12 protein-coding genes are annotated in these 15,927 nt (G+C 57.7%); 9 read left to right on the forward strand and 3 right to left on the reverse strand.

Annotated elements, in window-relative coordinates:
- Window positions 1-17: 17 nt before the first annotated feature.
- The gene (gene hisD, locus EF096_RS08430; RefSeq protein ID WP_123889182.1) at window positions 18-1,328 is read left to right on the forward strand and encodes a histidinol dehydrogenase; all 1,311 of its coding nucleotides are present in this window, start codon (window positions 18-20) and stop codon (window positions 1,326-1,328) included.
- Between the two features lie 90 nt (window positions 1,329-1,418).
- Window positions 1,419-2,474 (forward strand): histidinol-phosphate transaminase, encoded by a 1,056-nt coding sequence (hisC, locus tag EF096_RS08435; RefSeq protein WP_123889183.1) that lies wholly within the window; start codon window positions 1,419-1,421, stop codon window positions 2,472-2,474.
- A gap of 19 nt (window positions 2,475-2,493) precedes the next feature.
- Here hisC and EF096_RS08440 read toward each other — a convergent pair whose 3' ends face one another.
- Entirely contained in the window at window positions 2,494-3,633 is a 1,140-nt protein-coding gene (locus EF096_RS08440; RefSeq protein WP_123889184.1) for a S1C family serine protease, read from the reverse strand.
- Window positions 3,634-3,873: 240 nt separating this feature from the next.
- On the opposite strand from EF096_RS08440, the gene EF096_RS08445 reads away from it, so the two are divergent.
- From EF096_RS08445 to tadA, 5 genes are all read left to right on the forward strand, one after another.
- On the forward strand, window positions 3,874-4,632 hold the full coding sequence (locus EF096_RS08445) for a Nif3-like dinuclear metal center hexameric protein (RefSeq protein WP_123889185.1): 759 nt from the start codon (window positions 3,874-3,876) through the stop codon (window positions 4,630-4,632).
- Window positions 4,633-4,800: 168 nt separating this feature from the next.
- Window positions 4,801-5,706 carry a sulfate adenylyltransferase subunit CysD gene (cysD, locus tag EF096_RS08450; RefSeq protein WP_123889186.1) on the forward strand — a complete coding sequence of 302 codons (906 nt, stop codon included), beginning with the start codon at window positions 4,801-4,803 and terminating at the stop codon, window positions 5,704-5,706.
- A 95-nt stretch (window positions 5,707-5,801) separates the two neighbouring features.
- Window positions 5,802-6,143 (forward strand): four helix bundle protein, encoded by a 342-nt coding sequence (locus EF096_RS08455; protein WP_123889187.1) that lies wholly within the window; start codon window positions 5,802-5,804, stop codon window positions 6,141-6,143.
- Between the two features lie 49 nt (window positions 6,144-6,192).
- On the forward strand, window positions 6,193-8,100 hold the full coding sequence (cysN, locus tag EF096_RS08460; protein ID WP_123889188.1) for a sulfate adenylyltransferase subunit CysN: 1,908 nt from the start codon (window positions 6,193-6,195) through the stop codon (window positions 8,098-8,100).
- Between the two features lie 13 nt (window positions 8,101-8,113).
- Window positions 8,114-8,572 carry a tRNA adenosine(34) deaminase TadA gene (gene tadA, locus EF096_RS08465; RefSeq protein WP_123889189.1) on the forward strand — a complete coding sequence of 153 codons (459 nt, stop codon included), beginning with the start codon at window positions 8,114-8,116 and terminating at the stop codon, window positions 8,570-8,572.
- Window positions 8,573-8,802: 230 nt separating this feature from the next.
- On the opposite strand, the gene mltF is transcribed toward tadA, so the two are convergent.
- Complete coding sequence (mltF, locus tag EF096_RS08470; RefSeq protein WP_123889203.1) at window positions 8,803-10,245, reverse strand: membrane-bound lytic murein transglycosylase MltF; 1,443 nt, start codon at window positions 10,243-10,245, stop codon at window positions 8,803-8,805.
- Window positions 10,246-10,405: 160 nt separating this feature from the next.
- Between mltF and purL the strand changes: the two genes are divergently transcribed.
- Entirely contained in the window at window positions 10,406-14,302 is a 3,897-nt protein-coding gene (gene purL, locus EF096_RS08475; RefSeq protein WP_123889204.1) for a phosphoribosylformylglycinamidine synthase, read from the forward strand.
- 328 nt (window positions 14,303-14,630) lie between these two features.
- Here the strand turns inward: purL and EF096_RS08480 are convergent, their stop codons facing one another.
- Entirely contained in the window at window positions 14,631-14,978 is a 348-nt protein-coding gene (locus EF096_RS08480) for a phage integrase N-terminal SAM-like domain-containing protein (protein ID WP_123889190.1), read from the reverse strand.
- 229 nt (window positions 14,979-15,207) lie between these two features.
- Between EF096_RS08480 and EF096_RS08485 the strand changes: the two genes are divergently transcribed.
- Window positions 15,208-15,753, forward strand: a complete 546-nt coding sequence (locus EF096_RS08485; protein WP_123889191.1) for a toll/interleukin-1 receptor domain-containing protein — start codon at window positions 15,208-15,210, stop codon at window positions 15,751-15,753.
- Window positions 15,754-15,927: the final 174 nt, after the last annotated feature.

Genomic DNA, 15,927 nt, shown 5'->3' on the forward strand with positions numbered 1-15,927 from the left:
TGTTAAAGGTACCTGCTATGAGCACGCCGCTGAAAATCGCCCGTCTGAACGCCAATCAGAGCGATTTTGCCCAGCATCTGGACGTGTTGCTGGCCTGGGAAGGGGTTTCCGATAAGGCGGTCAATAACCGCGTTGAAGAAATCATCGCCGCCGTGCGTGAGCGCGGTGATGCTGCGCTGGTGGAGTACACGGCTCGCTTCGATGGTTTGCAGGTTGATGCCATGGCCGATCTGATCCTGGATCGTGCTCGCCTTGAGTTGGCTCTGGAGCGCATCACCGGCGAGCAGCGCGAAGCGCTGGAAGTGGCGGCCGAGCGAGTGAAGCGTTATCACGAGCATCAGCGTCAGGAGTCCTGGCGCTACACCGAGGCGGATGGCACTGTGCTCGGTCAACAAATTACTCCGCTGGACCGGGCTGGTCTTTATGTGCCGGGTGGCAAGGCTTCCTATCCTTCATCTGTTTTGATGAATGCCATTCCTGCCAAGGTGGCAGGCGTGCCGGAAGTGGTCATGGTGGTTCCGACCCCGCGCGGAGAAATCAACGAACTGGTATTGGCGGCTGCGTGCCTTGCCGGTGTCGACCGGGTCTTTACCATCGGCGGCGCGCAAGCGGTTGCGGCCCTGGCCTACGGTACTGAAAGTGTGCCGCGGGTCGACAAGATTGTTGGCCCTGGCAACATCTACGTAGCCACCGCCAAACGCGCGGTATTTGGCCAGGTCGGTATCGATATGATTGCCGGTCCATCCGAAATTCTGGTGGTGTGTGACGGCCAGACCGATCCTGACTGGATCGCCATGGACCTGTTCTCGCAGGCTGAGCATGACGAAGATGCGCAATCCATTCTGTTGTCGCCGGATGCGACCTTTCTGGATGCGGTAGAGGCCAGCTTGAATCGGCTGATCAGTGAGTTGGAGCGCGAGGCCATCGTGCGTGTATCGCTGGAGAATCGCGCAGCGCTGATCAAGGTAGATAACCTTGAGCAAGCGTGCGAACTGGCGAATCGAATTGCCCCTGAGCACCTGGAGTTGTCGGTAGAAGATCCTGACGCGCTGCTGCCGTTGATTCGTCACGCTGGTGCTATCTTTATGGGGCGCCACACCCCAGAAGCGCTGGGAGACTACTGCGCCGGTCCGAATCACGTGTTGCCTACGTCTGGCACTGCACGCTTTTCGTCGCCCCTGGGCGTCTATGACTTTCAGAAACGCTCCTCGGTGATTTTCTGCTCACCCGATGGCGCCTCTGAACTAGGCAAAACCGCCTCAGTGCTGGCCCGCGGCGAAAGCCTGACAGCCCACGCACGTAGTGCGGAATACCGAATTAAACCTTAGCGGCAAGCTACAAGCTTTAAGTGACAAGCAGGGCTGGACTGAGCTTGCCGCTTGAGGCTTGCCGCTTGCGGCTTCATCGAGGATTGCCCTGTGAGTCGTTTCTGGAGCCCCTTCGTCAAGCAGCTGGTGCCTTATGTTCCGGGTGAGCAGCCGAAAGTCGAAAACCTGATCAAGCTCAATACCAACGAAAACCCCTATGGTCCTTCGCCCCGCGTGGCCGAGGCCATTCAGGCTGAGTTGAATGACAGCTTGCGTCTCTATCCCGCGCCCAATGCAGATGCGCTGAAAGCTGAAATTGCCGACTATTACGGTGTCACCAGTGCTCAGGTGTTTGTGGGTAACGGCTCGGATGAAGTGCTGGCGCACATTTTTCATGGCTTGTTTCAGCATGGCAAGCCGGTGCTCTATCCGGATATTACCTACAGCTTTTATCCGGTCTATTGCGGCTTGTACGGCATTGAGTCGGCGCCGCAGCCGCTGGATGATAACTTCCGTCTGGTACCCACGCACTACCAGCAGGCCAATGGCGGCATTATCTTCCCTAACCCCAATGCGCCAACGGGCGTAGGGCTATCGCTGGCCGAGGTCGAGGCGATAGTGCAGGGTAGTCCCGATTCTGTGGTGGTGGTCGATGAGGCCTATGTCGACTTCGGCGGCGAGACAGCCATTGCGCTGGTTGATCGTTACCCGAACCTGCTGGTCACTCAGACGCTGTCCAAATCACGCTCATTGGCCGGGCTGCGGGTTGGTTTTGCGGTAGGTCATCCGGATTTGATTGAAGCGCTGGAGCGGATAAAAAATAGCTTCAATTCCTATCCGCTGGATCGTCTGGCGATTGTTGGTGCCGTGGCCGCGTTTCAGGACCGGGATTGGTTTGCGCAGACCCGCAACGCGGTGATCAATAGTCGCGAGAAGCTCAGTGCTGCGTTGCTTGAGCTGGGGTTTGAAGTGCTGCCGTCGCAGGCTAACTTTGTTTTTGCTCGCCATGGGCAACGCGACGCCGCAGAACTGGCTCAGGGCTTGCGCGAGCAGAAAGTGATAGTGCGACATTTTAAACTGCCGCGTATCGATCAGTTTTTGCGCATCACCATCGGCAATGAAGCACAGAACAAGGCACTGCTCAGTGCCCTGAAAAACCTGCTCTAGCCTTTAGCTGAAGAGGCGATCAATTGGCCGCGCGGAAGCTGGGGCGTACACCCACTTCTGCGCTGAAGCTCATCTGTTCGCCGTTGCGCAGCACACTTAATTTGATGCGGTCACTGGGCTTTGCACGTGCTACCTGGTTCATTGCCTGGCGTCCGCTGGTCGCAGCCTGGTCATCGATTTTCAGGATTACGTCGCCAGGCAGCAGGCCGGCATTCCATGCCGGGCCGTTGCGGTATAGGCTCGCGACGACAATGCCCTGGCTGATATCCAGACCAAATGACTCGGCCAACTCGGGCGTCAGTGGTTGTACCTCTACGCCCAGCCAGCCGCGTATCACTCGGCCGTGCTGAATAATGGCCTGCATCACCTCTACCGCGAGCTTGGCTGGAATCGCAAAACCGATGCCCTGCGCCGAGCCCGCCTGCGAGAAGATAGCGGTGTTGATGCCGATCAGGTTGCCTTGTGCGTCAACCAGCGCACCACCGGAGTTGCCCTGGTTAATGGCGGCATCGGTCTGAATGAAATCTTCATAGGTATTGAGCCCCAACTGGTTGCGCCCGGTCGCACTAATAATGCCCATAGTGACGGTCTGGCCAAGGCCAAAGGGGTTGCCGATGGCCATAACCACATCACCGATGCGCTGCTGATCACGTGAATCGATAGTAACGGCGGGCAGGTCGGGCAAATCTATTTTGAGTACCGCCAGATCGGTCTCAGGGTCGGTGCCGATCAGTGAAGCGAGCGCTTCGCGGCCATCCTGCAGTGCAACCAGGATCTCATCAGAACCGGCAATCACGTGGTTGTTGGTCAGCAGGTAACCTTCGGAATTGAGAATAACCGCCGAACCGAGGCTGGACTGGCGACGCTCCGGGTTGGGCAGCGAGTCCGCATAATCCCGAACGCTGGGGTTGTCGAAATTTGTCGGCGAACTGGAGGCGATCTGCTTGCTGGTGTAAATGTTGACGACGGCTGGTGCGGCACGTTCTACGCCCGAGGCGTAAGACACCAGGCCCATATTCGAGCGTGTCTCCGACACTTCGCGTAACACTATGTCGTGAGCTGGCAGCCCCAACCATTCGGGGAACTGCTGCATGATAACCAAGGCCAGTAAAACACCGCACACAACCGGCCAGGCCATACTGCGCAATAAACTCTTCATTAAACCCTACTCTGAAGTGTGTTGAGCGCTACAGGCACCAGGTTCCGGGGCTACGCTCGATTCATGCTGCCTGGATGTATTTTGTCATGCGTACAGCAAGGCAATCGTAGGCACTCCTTGCTGACGATGGCCCGCATTATAAGGCGTAACCGCAGATTATGCAGGCGCTGAGTAGCGATTGTTGTATATACGGCCCCGACCCCGGAAAATGGCGGTTGGTTTAGCATTCAGGAGAACGGCATGGTTGATCGCACTACGCTGGTGGATTATTGCAATACATTCTTGGCGGCGGATGCCTTTCAGGACTATTGCCCAAACGGATTGCAGGTTGAAGGCACTGACCAGGTGCAACGCATTATCACCGGTGTCACGGCCAGTCAGGACATGGTGGATGCGGCTGTGCAGGCAGGTGGCGATATGCTGCTGGTGCATCATGGCTATTTCTGGAAAGGCGAGTCAGCGGCCATAGTGGGTATCAAGCAGCGTCGCTTGAAAGCACTGTTGCAAAACGACCTGAATTTGCTTGCCTATCACTTGCCCCTGGATGTGCACGCCGAAGTAGGCAACAACGTACAGCTGGCTCGTTTGATGGGCTGGCAGATCAGCGGACCACTGGAAGTGGGCAACCCACGCTCGGTTGGCTTGGTGGGTGAGTTGCCCGCAGCGCAGACGGGCGAGCAGTTGGCGCAATCGCTGGCCCGGGCGTTGGATCGCGAACCGCTGTTTATTGCCGGCCACCAGCGACCGGTCAAACGTATAGCCTGGTGCACCGGCGCAGCGCAGGGTTATATCGACAAGGCCATAGCGCTGGGGGTTGATGCCTTTGTTACCGGCGAAATATCCGAACCGACCGTGCATGCCGCACGTGAAAACGGCATCCACTTTTACGCGGCAGGCCACCACGCCACTGAGCGCTATGGTGTGCAAGCGTTGGGCGAGCATCTGGCTCAGGTTTTTGGTGTGCAGCACCAATTTATTGATATGGATAATCCGGTTTAAAGCTAAGAGCCTGGGGCCCTCTTGGCGTGACCTGCCGACCGTGCGAAGGGCTATATCTTTATAACTTATAGGTATTGATCGGGCGCTTATTAGAATCACGGGTCTTTGTTACAATGCTGACCAAATTGGTACCCGGGACCTTGTTTCCCCGTTCAATGCGAGTACACCATGCTGGAAAAATTGACCCATCTGAAGCAATTGGAAGCGGAAAGCATCCATATCATTCGTGAAGTGGCTGCCGAATTCGATAACCCGGTCATGCTTTATTCGATCGGTAAAGACTCTGCCGTGATGCTGCACCTGGCGCGCAAGGCCTTTTATCCTGGCCGCCTGCCATTCCCCGTGCTGCACGTGGATACTGGCTGGAAATTCCAGGCCATGTATGAATTCCGCGAAAAGATGGTCAAGGAAATGGATCTTGATCTGCTGGTGCACATGAACCCCGAAGGCGTGGAGCAGGGCATCAACCCCTTCACCCACGGCAGCGCCGTGCACACCGATGTAATGAAGACCCAAGGCCTCAAGCAGGCGCTCGACAAATACGGTTTTGATGCTGCCTTTGGCGGCGCGCGCCGCGACGAAGAGAAGTCACGCGCCAAAGAACGCGTTTACTCCTTCCGCGACAAGCATCACCGCTGGGACCCAAAAAACCAGCGTCCTGAGCTGTGGAACGTATATAACGGCAAGGTCCACAAGGGCGAAAGCATTCGCGTGTTCCCGCTTTCCAACTGGACCGAGCTGGATATCTGGCAATACATCTATCTTGATAGCATCCCGATCGTACCGCTGTATTTCGCGGGCGAGCGCCCCGTAGTAGAGCGCAACGGTTCGCTGATCATGGTCGATGATGAGCGCATGCCGCTGGAGCCGGGCGAAACCCCAATGATGAAACAGGTACGTTTCCGTACCCTCGGCTGCTACCCGCTGACCGGCGCCGTTGAATCAACCGCCGCCAGCCTGCCAGAGATCATCCAGGAAATGCTGCTGACACGCACCTCCGAGCGCCAAGGTCGCATGATCGACCACGACCAGGCCGGTTCGATGGAAGAGAAGAAGCGGCAAGGCTACTTCTAGCCGACGGCTAGAAGGAGCGGCAAGCGGCAAGTACCAAGCTGCAAGCGCACGATTTAGCCCCACGGAGTCTGGTCAGAGCAACACGGAGGTTGCTGATGGATTTTGAGAAGCTGGAAGTCTGGCGGCGTGGCAAGGACTTGTCGGTAGCTATGTACCGCGCGCTGGCTGATTGTCCCGATTACGGTTTTCGTAATCAATTGACCAGGTCTGCGTTGTCAGTACCCAGCAATATTGCAGAGGGTATGGAGCGCGCTGGCAACGCTGAGAAACGCTACTTTCTCAATGTGGCTAAGGGATCCTGTGCAGAAGTGCGCACCCAGTTGATGGTAGGCCAAGAAATTGAATACATGGACGCGGCATGTGCCGCGCTCTGGATCGAAGAAACTCGCGAGCTGTCGCGCATGCTGACAGGCTTGATAAACCGAATTACTGAATAACTGCACGGACAGCTTGTTGCTTGTCGCTTGCAGCTTGGAGCTTTGAGACATGAGTCATCAATCCGATCTAATCAGCCAAGACATCCTGGCCTACCTGTCCCAGCACGAACGTAAAGAGCTGCTGCGCTTTCTTACCTGCGGCAATGTCGATGACGGCAAAAGCACGCTGATTGGTCGTCTGCTGCACGACTCCAAGATGATCTATGAAGATCACATGGAAGCCATCACCCGTGATTCCAAGAAGTCCGGTACTACCGGCGAAGAAGTGGATCTGGCGTTGCTGGTGGATGGTCTGCAGGCTGAGCGTGAGCAGGGCATCACCATTGATGTGGCGTATCGCTACTTCTCTACTGCCAAGCGCAAGTTCATTATTGCCGACACCCCCGGCCATGAGCAGTACACGCGCAACATGGCGACCGGTGCTTCAACCTGCGACCTGGCGATTATCCTGATCGACGCGCGCTACGGTGTGCAGACGCAAACCAAGCGCCACAGCTTTATTGCGTCGCTGCTGGGCATCAAGCACATTGTGGTTGCAGTCAACAAGATGGACCTGAAGGACTTTGATCAGGGCGTGTTTGAGGGCATTTGCAACGACTACCGTGAATTTGCCGCCGGTCTGGAACTGCTCGACGGTAACAGCGTGCACTTCGTGCCCATGTCGGCCCTCAAGGGTGACAACGTGGTCAATCGCAGCGAACGCAGCCCTTGGTACACCGGCCAGACCTTGATGGAAATTCTGGAAACCGTCGAGATTGCAGCAGACCGCAATCTGACTGACCTGCGCTTTCCGGTGCAGCTGGTTACCCGCCCCAACCTCAACTTCCGCGGCTTTGCCGGTACCATTGCCTCTGGTGTGGTGCATAAGGGCGATGAGCTGGTTGTGCTGCCATCGGGCAAGCGTAGTCAGGTCAAATCCATCGTTACTTTTGACGGTGAACTGGAAGTGGCGGGCCCCGGTCAGGCCGTGACGCTGACGCTGGAAGACGAGATCGATATCTCCCGTGGTGACATGCTGTGCCACGCGGATAATCTGCCGCTGATTGGCGACCAGTTTGATGCCACCCTGGTGTGGATGGCCGAGCAGCCCATGCAGCCGGGTCGCAAGTACGATATCAAGCGTGCCACCAGCAACAGCCCCGGCTCCTTCACCCGTATTCAGCACCGAATCGACGTCAATACGCTGGAAGAGCAGGGCGCAGCCCAGTTGGGCTTGAACGAGATCGGCCGAGTCGAGCTGTCGCTGGAGCGGCCGATCGCCTATGACGACTATCAGACTAACCACACCTCCGGTGCCTTTATCGTCATCGACCGGATGACCAATGGCACTGTCGGCGCCGGTATGATTGTCGCCAAGGGTGCCAAGGGTGAGCACGTCGGTGGCAGCCAACATGGTCGTCTGGCCCACGTGACGGCGCAGGAGCGCGCCGATCGCTTTGGTCAGGACCCGGTCACCGTACTCTTCACGGGTCTTTCCGGCTCGGGCAAAAGCTCTATCGCCTACGCCCTGGAACGTAAACTCTTTGATGCCGGCCGCGCCTGCTACGTGCTGGACGGCAAGGAAATGCGTCAGGACCTGAGCAAGGGCTTGTCGATGGACGCGGCGGGTCGCGCCGAGAACCTGCACAAGGGTGCGCGCATTGCGCGGCAGATGAACGATGCTGGTCTGATCGCCATTGGCGCCTTCGTCGCGCCTACCGAAGAAAGCCGTGCGACTGCACGCTATCTCCTCGGTGAGCGCTGCCTGCTGGTGTATCTGGATACCCCGATGGAGGTGTGCCAGACGCGTGATCCATCCGGTATCTATGCCGCTAATGTCGAGGGCACCATTCCGGGTGTGTCCTTCCCGTACGAGACGCCAGACGACGCTGATCTGGTGCTTAATACGGCCGAATTGGATCTCAATGGCTGTGTTGAAAAAGTGGTTGGCTTACTGCGTGAGCGTAAGTTGATCTGATGCGGAGCCGACCATGACGCCAGCTGATATCGACTTCATGCGGCTGGCGCTGCAGGAGGCGCAGCACGCCGCCGAACGGGGTGAAGTCCCGGTCGGCGCCGTACTGGTGCGAGACGGTCAGGTGATCGGCCGAGGCTTCAATCAGCCAATCACCAGCAATGACCCGAGCGCTCACGCGGAAATGGTCGCGATCCGCGAGGCTGCCACAGCCCTGCAGAACTACCGCCTGCCCGGCACTACCCTCTACGTCACCCTCGAGCCCTGCACCATGTGCGCGGGCTTGCTGGTGCACAGCCGTATCGCTCGTCTGGTCTACGGCGCGCAGGAACCCAAGTCCGGCGCCGTACTCAGCCGCAGCCAAGTGCTTGAACAACCCTGGATGAATCACCGGATGTTGGTCGAGGGCGGGGTATTGGCGCAGGAATGCGGGGAGTTGCTATCGTCCTTCTTTCGCCAGCGGCGCAAGCTTTAAGCCGCAAGCCGCAAGCCGCAAGCCGCAAGCCGCAAGCCGCAAGCCGCAAGCTACAAGCTACAAGCCGTAAGCTAAAAGCGCCAAGCCGTAAGCTTCAAGCCAAAACCCGAAAACCCGAAAACCCCAAAACCCGAAAACCCCAAAACCCCAAAAGCGAAAACCAAAAACACGGTGTTGTGTTTGGTTTTACTTGTCGCTTGCGGCTTGAAGCTTGCAGCTGCCCTCAGGGCCTAAATCCCCTCTGGCAACTGCTCTAGAATGCCCGGCGCGGAATACTGCCCGGTAGATTGCTGGCGCGACTCGGATTGGGGTTGGGTGACCCACTGGAGGATGTCGTGATAGCGGCGGATGTTCTGCACGTAATGCACTGGCTCTGAGCCGCGCGCATAGCCGTAGCGGGTTTGGGTGTACCACTGTTTCTTTTGCAGCAGCGGCAGGAAGTCCTTCACATCAATCCAGCGGTTCGGATCACGCCCATTTTTCTCGGTCAGTTTGCGGGCGTCTTCCAGGTGGCCCAGGCCGACGTTGTAGGATGCCAGGGCAAACCAGGTGCGGTCTGGCTCAGGGATGTCCGTCGAGATCTGGTCGCGCACCCATACCAGATAACGTGCGCCACCCATGATGCTTTGCTGCGGATCAACCCGGTTGGTGACGCCGACAAATTTGGCGGTCGGTAGCGTCAGCATCATGAGGCCGCGTACCCCGGTTGCCGAGCGTGCGCTTTCATCCCAAAGTGACTCCTGGTACGCCATGGCAGCCAGCAGGCGCCAATCCAGACCGTACTGCTCACCCGCCTGGCGCAGAAAGGATTCGTAGCGTGGCAATCGTGACTGCATATGCTCGGCGAACGCGCGCGCGCCCACGTAATCGAGCACGTCCGAATGCCCGTAAAAGCGCTCAATCAGTTGGTCCAGGGTGCCATCGTCTTTGATTTTGGCAAAAAAAGCGCTTACCGCATCAAGCAGGGTCGTGTCGGCGTGCTGTTTCAGTGCCCAGGCCATGGGTTGTTCAGGGCCCAGATCAAAGGCCACGCTGACGGCGGGGTAGAAGGCCTGATTGACCACCAGTTCATTGGAGTAGACCACCGCGGCGTCAATTTCATCATCGTTGACCATGCGTAGCAGATCCACTACCTCAACGTTGTCGGACTCCTCGAACTCCAACTCGGGGTGCTCCGCCTGCAGCCCGCGCAACTCATCGGCCAGGGTGCTGCCCTTGAGTACCATAAGACGCTGACCGTAGAGATCCGCAAGTTTGCGCGGCTTGCTGCTGCCACGACGATAGACGACTTGCGGGGTGACCTGCAGATAAGGCGTGGCGAAGCGAATCTGCTCCTGCCGTTCCGGATTGACCGTCAGGCCCGCAGCCGCAAGGTCAGGGCCATCGCTGCTACTCAGCTGCTGATACAGGCTTTCTACGGTGTCGGCGCTCTGGATATCCAACTCAACATTCAGGCTGTCGGCAAAGCGCTTGCTGAGCTCGTATTCCAGCCCGGTATCGCCGTTGCGGTCCTGATAGAACGTGGTCGGCGTATTGCGGGTGATCACGCGCAGTGACCCTGCCTCCCGGATATCCTCCAGTTGGGTGCTCTTTTCACAGGCCGCCAGCAGCACTGCGCACAAGGCGACTGCCAGAGCCGGAAACGTTATTTTGCGTGCCGGTTTGTGATGCATGGCGCCAGTATAGGCAAAACCGTCGCGGGGCAATAGCTTGAACTTGCATCGTGATTTTGCTCGACACAGGTGAATGTCCGGCATGGTTCGCAGGCGCTGCTTGAGGTATCCTATGCGCCTTCTTTTTCCCATTTCCAGCATCTCCGAGGCCGTTACCGACATGCATATCCTGCGTGGAGCCCCAGCCCTTTCTGATTTTCGCCGCAGCAAGCTGCTTGCCCGTCTGCAAAACCGTGTCGCCGCCGTCAGCGGGGTGTATGCCGAATTCATGCATTTTGCCGAGCTGACTGCCGAGCTGGACGAGTCGTCCGAGCAGGTGCTGTCGCGCTTGCTGCGCTATGGCCCCTCGGTAGCAGTGGAAGAGCCCGTCGGCGAGCTGGTGCTGGTAATGCCGCGGTTTGGCACTATCTCACCCTGGTCGAGCAAGGCGACGGACATCGCGCGCAATTGTGGTCTCAGCCAGGTCGCGCGGATTGAGCGCGGAGTTGCCTACTACGTCAGCGGCGAGTTTAGCGCCGCGCAGCGCGAGCAGCTGGTGGCCGAACTATACGACCGCATGACCGAGGTAGCACTGGACGATCTGGACGCTGCCGCTGGCCTGTTCGCGCATACGCAGCCCAAGCCGTTTCAGCGGGTGGACGTGCTGGCAGGCGGGCGTGCTGCCCTGGCCGAGGCCAACAACAGCCTGGGGCTGGCGTTGGCTGATGACGAGATTGATTATCTGGTCGAGAGCTTTACCGCCCTGGAGCGTAACCCCAGCGATGTCGAGCTGATGATGTTTGCCCAGGCCAACTCCGAGCACTGCCGCCACAAGATCTTTAATGCTACCTGGGATATCGATGGCGAGGCGCAGCAGAAAAGCCTGTTCGGCATGATCAAAAACACCTTCGAGCTGCACCCCGAAGGCGTGCTGTCGGCCTATAAAGATAACGCTGCCGTGATTGAAGGCTTCACCGCAGGCCGCTTCTTCCCGGTGCCGGGCAGCAATGAGTACCGCGCGCATGAAGAGCCGGTGCATATTCTGATGAAGGTCGAAACGCATAACCACCCGACCGCGATTGCGCCATTCCCGGGTGCGGCGACCGGTTCCGGCGGCGAGATTCGTGATGAAGGCGCGACCGGTATCGGCGGCAAGCCCAAGGCCGGTTTGAGCGGCTTTACCGTGTCCAACCTGCGCATTCCCGGCTTCACCCATGACTGGGAAGAAGACAACGGCAAGCCATCGCGCATTGTTACCCCGCTGCAGATCATGATCGAAGGTCCGCTGGGCGGCGCCGCGTTCAACAATGAATTTGGCCGTCCCAACCTGAACGGCTACTTCCGTACCTTTGAACAGACGATTGCCTCGCCACGTGGCCCGGAAACCCGTGGTTACCACAAGCCGATCATGATCGCCGGTGGCATGGGTAACATCCGCGCCAACCACGTTGAGAAGTCCGAGATTCCGGTGGGTGCCAAGCTGGTGGTATTGGGCGGCCCAGCCATGTTGATTGGTCTGGGCGGTGGCGCAGCCTCTTCCATGGCGACCGGCAGCAGTGCCGAGAACCTGGATTTTGCCTCGGTACAGCGCGAAAACCCGGAAATGGAGCGCCGCTGTCAGGAGGTTATCGACCGGTGCTGGCAGCTGGGTGACAAAAACCCCATCGCCTTCATCCATGACGTAGGTGCAGGCGGTTTGTCCAACGCCTTCCCTGAGCTGGTCAATGATGGCGGACGCGGTGGTCGCTTTGAGCTGCGCGATGTACCTAACGACGAGCCGGGCATGAGCCCACTGGAGATCTGGTCCAACGAATCCCAGGAACGCTACGTCATGGCGGTACCTAACGCCGACTACGAGCGTTTTGAAGCCATTTGTCAGCGCGAACGTTGCCCCTTTGCCGTCGTGGGTGAAGCCACAGAAGAGCAACTGCTGGTGCTGAACGATCAGCACTTCGACAACCAGCCGGTTGATATGCCGCTCTCGGTATTGCTCGGCAAGCCGCCACGTATGCACCGCAGCGTGACCCGCGAGGCTGAGCAAGGCGACGACTTTGATGCCGCAACCGTAGAGCTGGCCGAAGCTGCTGACCGCGTATTGCGTTTGCCCGCCGTTGCCAGCAAGAGCTTCCTGATTACCATTGGTGATCGCAGCATCACTGGCCTGGTTGCCCGCGACCAGATGGTCGGCCCATGGCAGGTCCCGGTTGCCGATTGCGCCGTCACCGCTACCAGCTTTGATGTGAATACCGGTGAAGCCATGGCCATGGGCGAGCGTACCCCGCTGGCCCTGTTGGATGCGCCTGCCTCCGGCCGCATGGCGGTAGCAGAAACGGTCACCAACCTGGCCGCCGCCCGTATTGAAAAGCTGTCGGACATCAAGCTGTCCGCCAACTGGATGTCGGCCGCAGGCCACCCCGGTGAAGACGCGCGCTTGTACGAGACGGTCAAAGCCGTGGGTATGGAGCTGTGTCCCGAGCTGGGCATTACCATCCCGGTGGGCAAAGACTCCATGTCAATGAAGACCCGTTGGGATGACGCCGGCACTGACAAGTCAGTCACCTCGCCGTTGTCATTGATCGTCACCGGCTTTGCGCCAGTGCAAGACGTACGCGCCACCCTGACGCCGCAATTGCGTCTGGATCATGGCCCCACAGACTTGATCGCAATCGACCTGGGGCGTGGCCAGAACCGTATGGGCGGCTCCGCTCTGGCGCAGGTATACAACAAGATCGGTCAGCAGGTGCCTGATCTGGACGATGCCGAAGACCTGAAAGCCTTCTTCGCCGTCATTCAGGGGCTGAACCAGGATGAGCTGCTGCTTGCCTATCATGACCGCTCTGACGGTGGCCTCTTCACCACGCTGACAGAAATGGCGTTTGCCGCCCGTTGCGGCTTGAGCATCAACCTCGATGTGCTCACCCAGGACAGCAAGGCACTGCCCGCTGTGCTGTTCAGCGAAGAACTCGGCGCCGTTATCCAAGTATCGCAGGAAGATACCGCCGACGTGCTCAGCCAGTTCTCCGATGCGGGGCTGGAGGAGTGCTGCGCCGTGATCGGTCAGCCAACCAGCGATCCTGCCATTGTCTTCCAGTTGGCCGGTGAAACAGTTCTGGAAAACTCCCGCGCCGCCTGGCAGCGCGTCTGGACAGAAACCAGCTGGCAGATCCAGCGCCTGCGTGACAACGCAGACTGCGCTGATCAGGAGTTTGAAGCCATCGCCGATGATGCCAACCCCGGCTTGCAGGCGCTGCTCAGCTTTGAACTCAATGACGATATTGCTGCTGGCCTCATCGCCAATGGCAACCGTCCGCGTATCGCCATCCTGCGTGAACAGGGCGTCAACGGCCAGGTCGAAATGGCCGCCGCGTTCAATCGTGCTGGCTTTACCGCCATTGATGTTCACATGAGTGACATTCTCAGTGGCCGCGTCACGCTGGAAGGCTTCCGTGGCCTGGTAGCGTGCGGTGGCTTCTCCTACGGTGACGTATTGGGTGCAGGGGAGGGCTGGGCCAAGTCCATTCTGTTTAACAGCATCGCGCGCGAAGCCTTCACCGAGTTCTTCGCTCGTACGGATACCTTTGCGTTGGGCGTGTGCAACGGCTGTCAGATGCTCTCCAACCTGCGCGAACTCATCCCGGGCAGCGATCACTGGCCGCACTTTGTACGCAACAAGTCTGAGCAGTTTGAAGCACGCGTTGCCATGGTAGAAGTGCAGCCGTCGCCGTCGATCTTCCTCAACGGCATGGTTGGCTCGCGTATGCCGATTGCCATCGCCCATGGTGAAGGTCACGCCGAGTTTGCCGACAGCGCCGCCGTCGACGCCTGTGAAGCAGCCAACGCCGTTGCCCTGCGTTATGTTGATAACCGTGGCCGCATGACCGAACGCTACCCGGCCAACCCTAACGGCTCACCGCGCGGTATTACCGGCCTGACTACTCGCGACGGACGCGTCACCATCATGATGCCCCACCCCGAGCGGGTATTCCGCGCCGTACAGAACTCCTGGTATCCCGATGACTGGAGCGAGGACGGCGGCTGGATGCGCATGTTCCGCAATGCGCGGGTGTGGGTCGGTTAACCCCAGCCAACGCAGCTAACACACAATCCCGGCACCCGCCGGGATTGTGCTTTCTGGCCCCCGCATAGCCAAAAAATGCCTTGGACAAACCCCGCCAAGCTGGATTACTCTCGAACCAAGCAAAGGAATTGCAGTTAATCCCGTCCCTCAGGTGGTTCTCAACCGCCGCCATGGCAAGGACAGCCAGCATTCCTTCACTCCCAATGTTAAACCGGCCCAACGGGTCTGTAGATAGAGCAGGGCGCTAGCGTGCCTGGGGTTAAGCCATCAACCGGAAAACGCCCGGCCCAGTAGAGTCTGTACCGCGCGATAAGGTTCTGTCAGAAGCTCAATAATGCTCATGGCTTCTGTGTGCGTAAGCAATACCGGCGTTGACCCGTATGGTGTCACCAATATCACCCAGCGGCTGCTCAAGTACCCGCGAATACAGAAACACAATGGCATTCAGTGCGAGATTCTGCGTCGCAGCCGCCACTTGCCGATCGGTGGCAAGCCAACTGAGAAAGGTGTTCACCTCAGCCGGGCCAAGCTCCAATGGATGACGCAACTTGTTAAAGCGAATGAAGTAACGAATCCAGTACCAGTAGCTCTTTTCGGTACGAATGCTGTAATGATTAACACGAATGACCGCCCGAAATTGATCACGCAAGCGGGGTCGGGGAGATAGGCTGTCCATGCTGACTCCTTAGCTGGTTATTTATACAGTAGTAATAGATTCATGAAATGTCGAAGTCAAGCGAATACGTACGGAATTACCAAGATGGGCGTAACGTAATGATTTTAATGAAAAAATATTTTGACGGTGACGGCAGTATTCCGGAGTTATCTCGAACGCGCGGTTATGCATTAACACCGCGTTCTATCTAATCACTGTTAGAACTAAATTAAAGTAAGGAGACAACATCATGGCAAGATGTACTGCACCAGTGAGAGGGCATAGTTCGGCCGAAGCCGCAGCAAATTGTCCAGCGTGTCGTTATAAGAGTCGCGGGTACGGTGGCTATAGCGGTTACAGTTCTTCATATCCATCGTATTCTGGCACGAGTAGCTACTCCAGTAGTGGTGGTAGCAGCTCCAGAAGCTCAAAGCCTCGCTGGTCTAAGTCCAGCTCTTCAGTTTCGTATACTTCGTCTCAAATTCAATCATTAACACCTGTAAGGCAGGCAGTTGAAGTTAAAGCAGCTGCCCAGCCTGATATTCGAGATGCATTTTTATGCCATGCGTGGGCTGATCGTAAAGAGTCAGCTAAAGAGTTGCATGATTTACTTGAGGCTGCTGGTGTAAAAGTTTGGTTTAGTGAAAAAGATCTTGGTCTTGGTGTGCCAATGATGCGAGCCATCGACAAGGGCTTAGCAAATTCCAAAGTGGGGCTCGTTTTGGTAACTCCTGCAATGCTGGAGCGTCTGCCAAAAGAAAGTGTTGCTGATAAAGAGGGCGGCGGCAAAAACTGAGTGCAACACCTGACCTTTCCGGTACGGTGCTGCCCTATGTCTTATTCGGGTTCTACCCCGTTACTGCGGACACTCTTGAAAAGAGGCACAATGTGCCAAAGGAGTGTTCATGTCCAAACGCAGAAAATACAGCCCTGAATTCAAGCGCGAAGCCATCGCGCTATCTCGCCAGCC

It is taken from the genome of Pseudomonas neustonica, from assembly GCF_003797945.1.
GTDB classification, from domain to species: Bacteria; Pseudomonadota; Gammaproteobacteria; order Pseudomonadales; family Pseudomonadaceae; genus Halopseudomonas; species Halopseudomonas neustonica.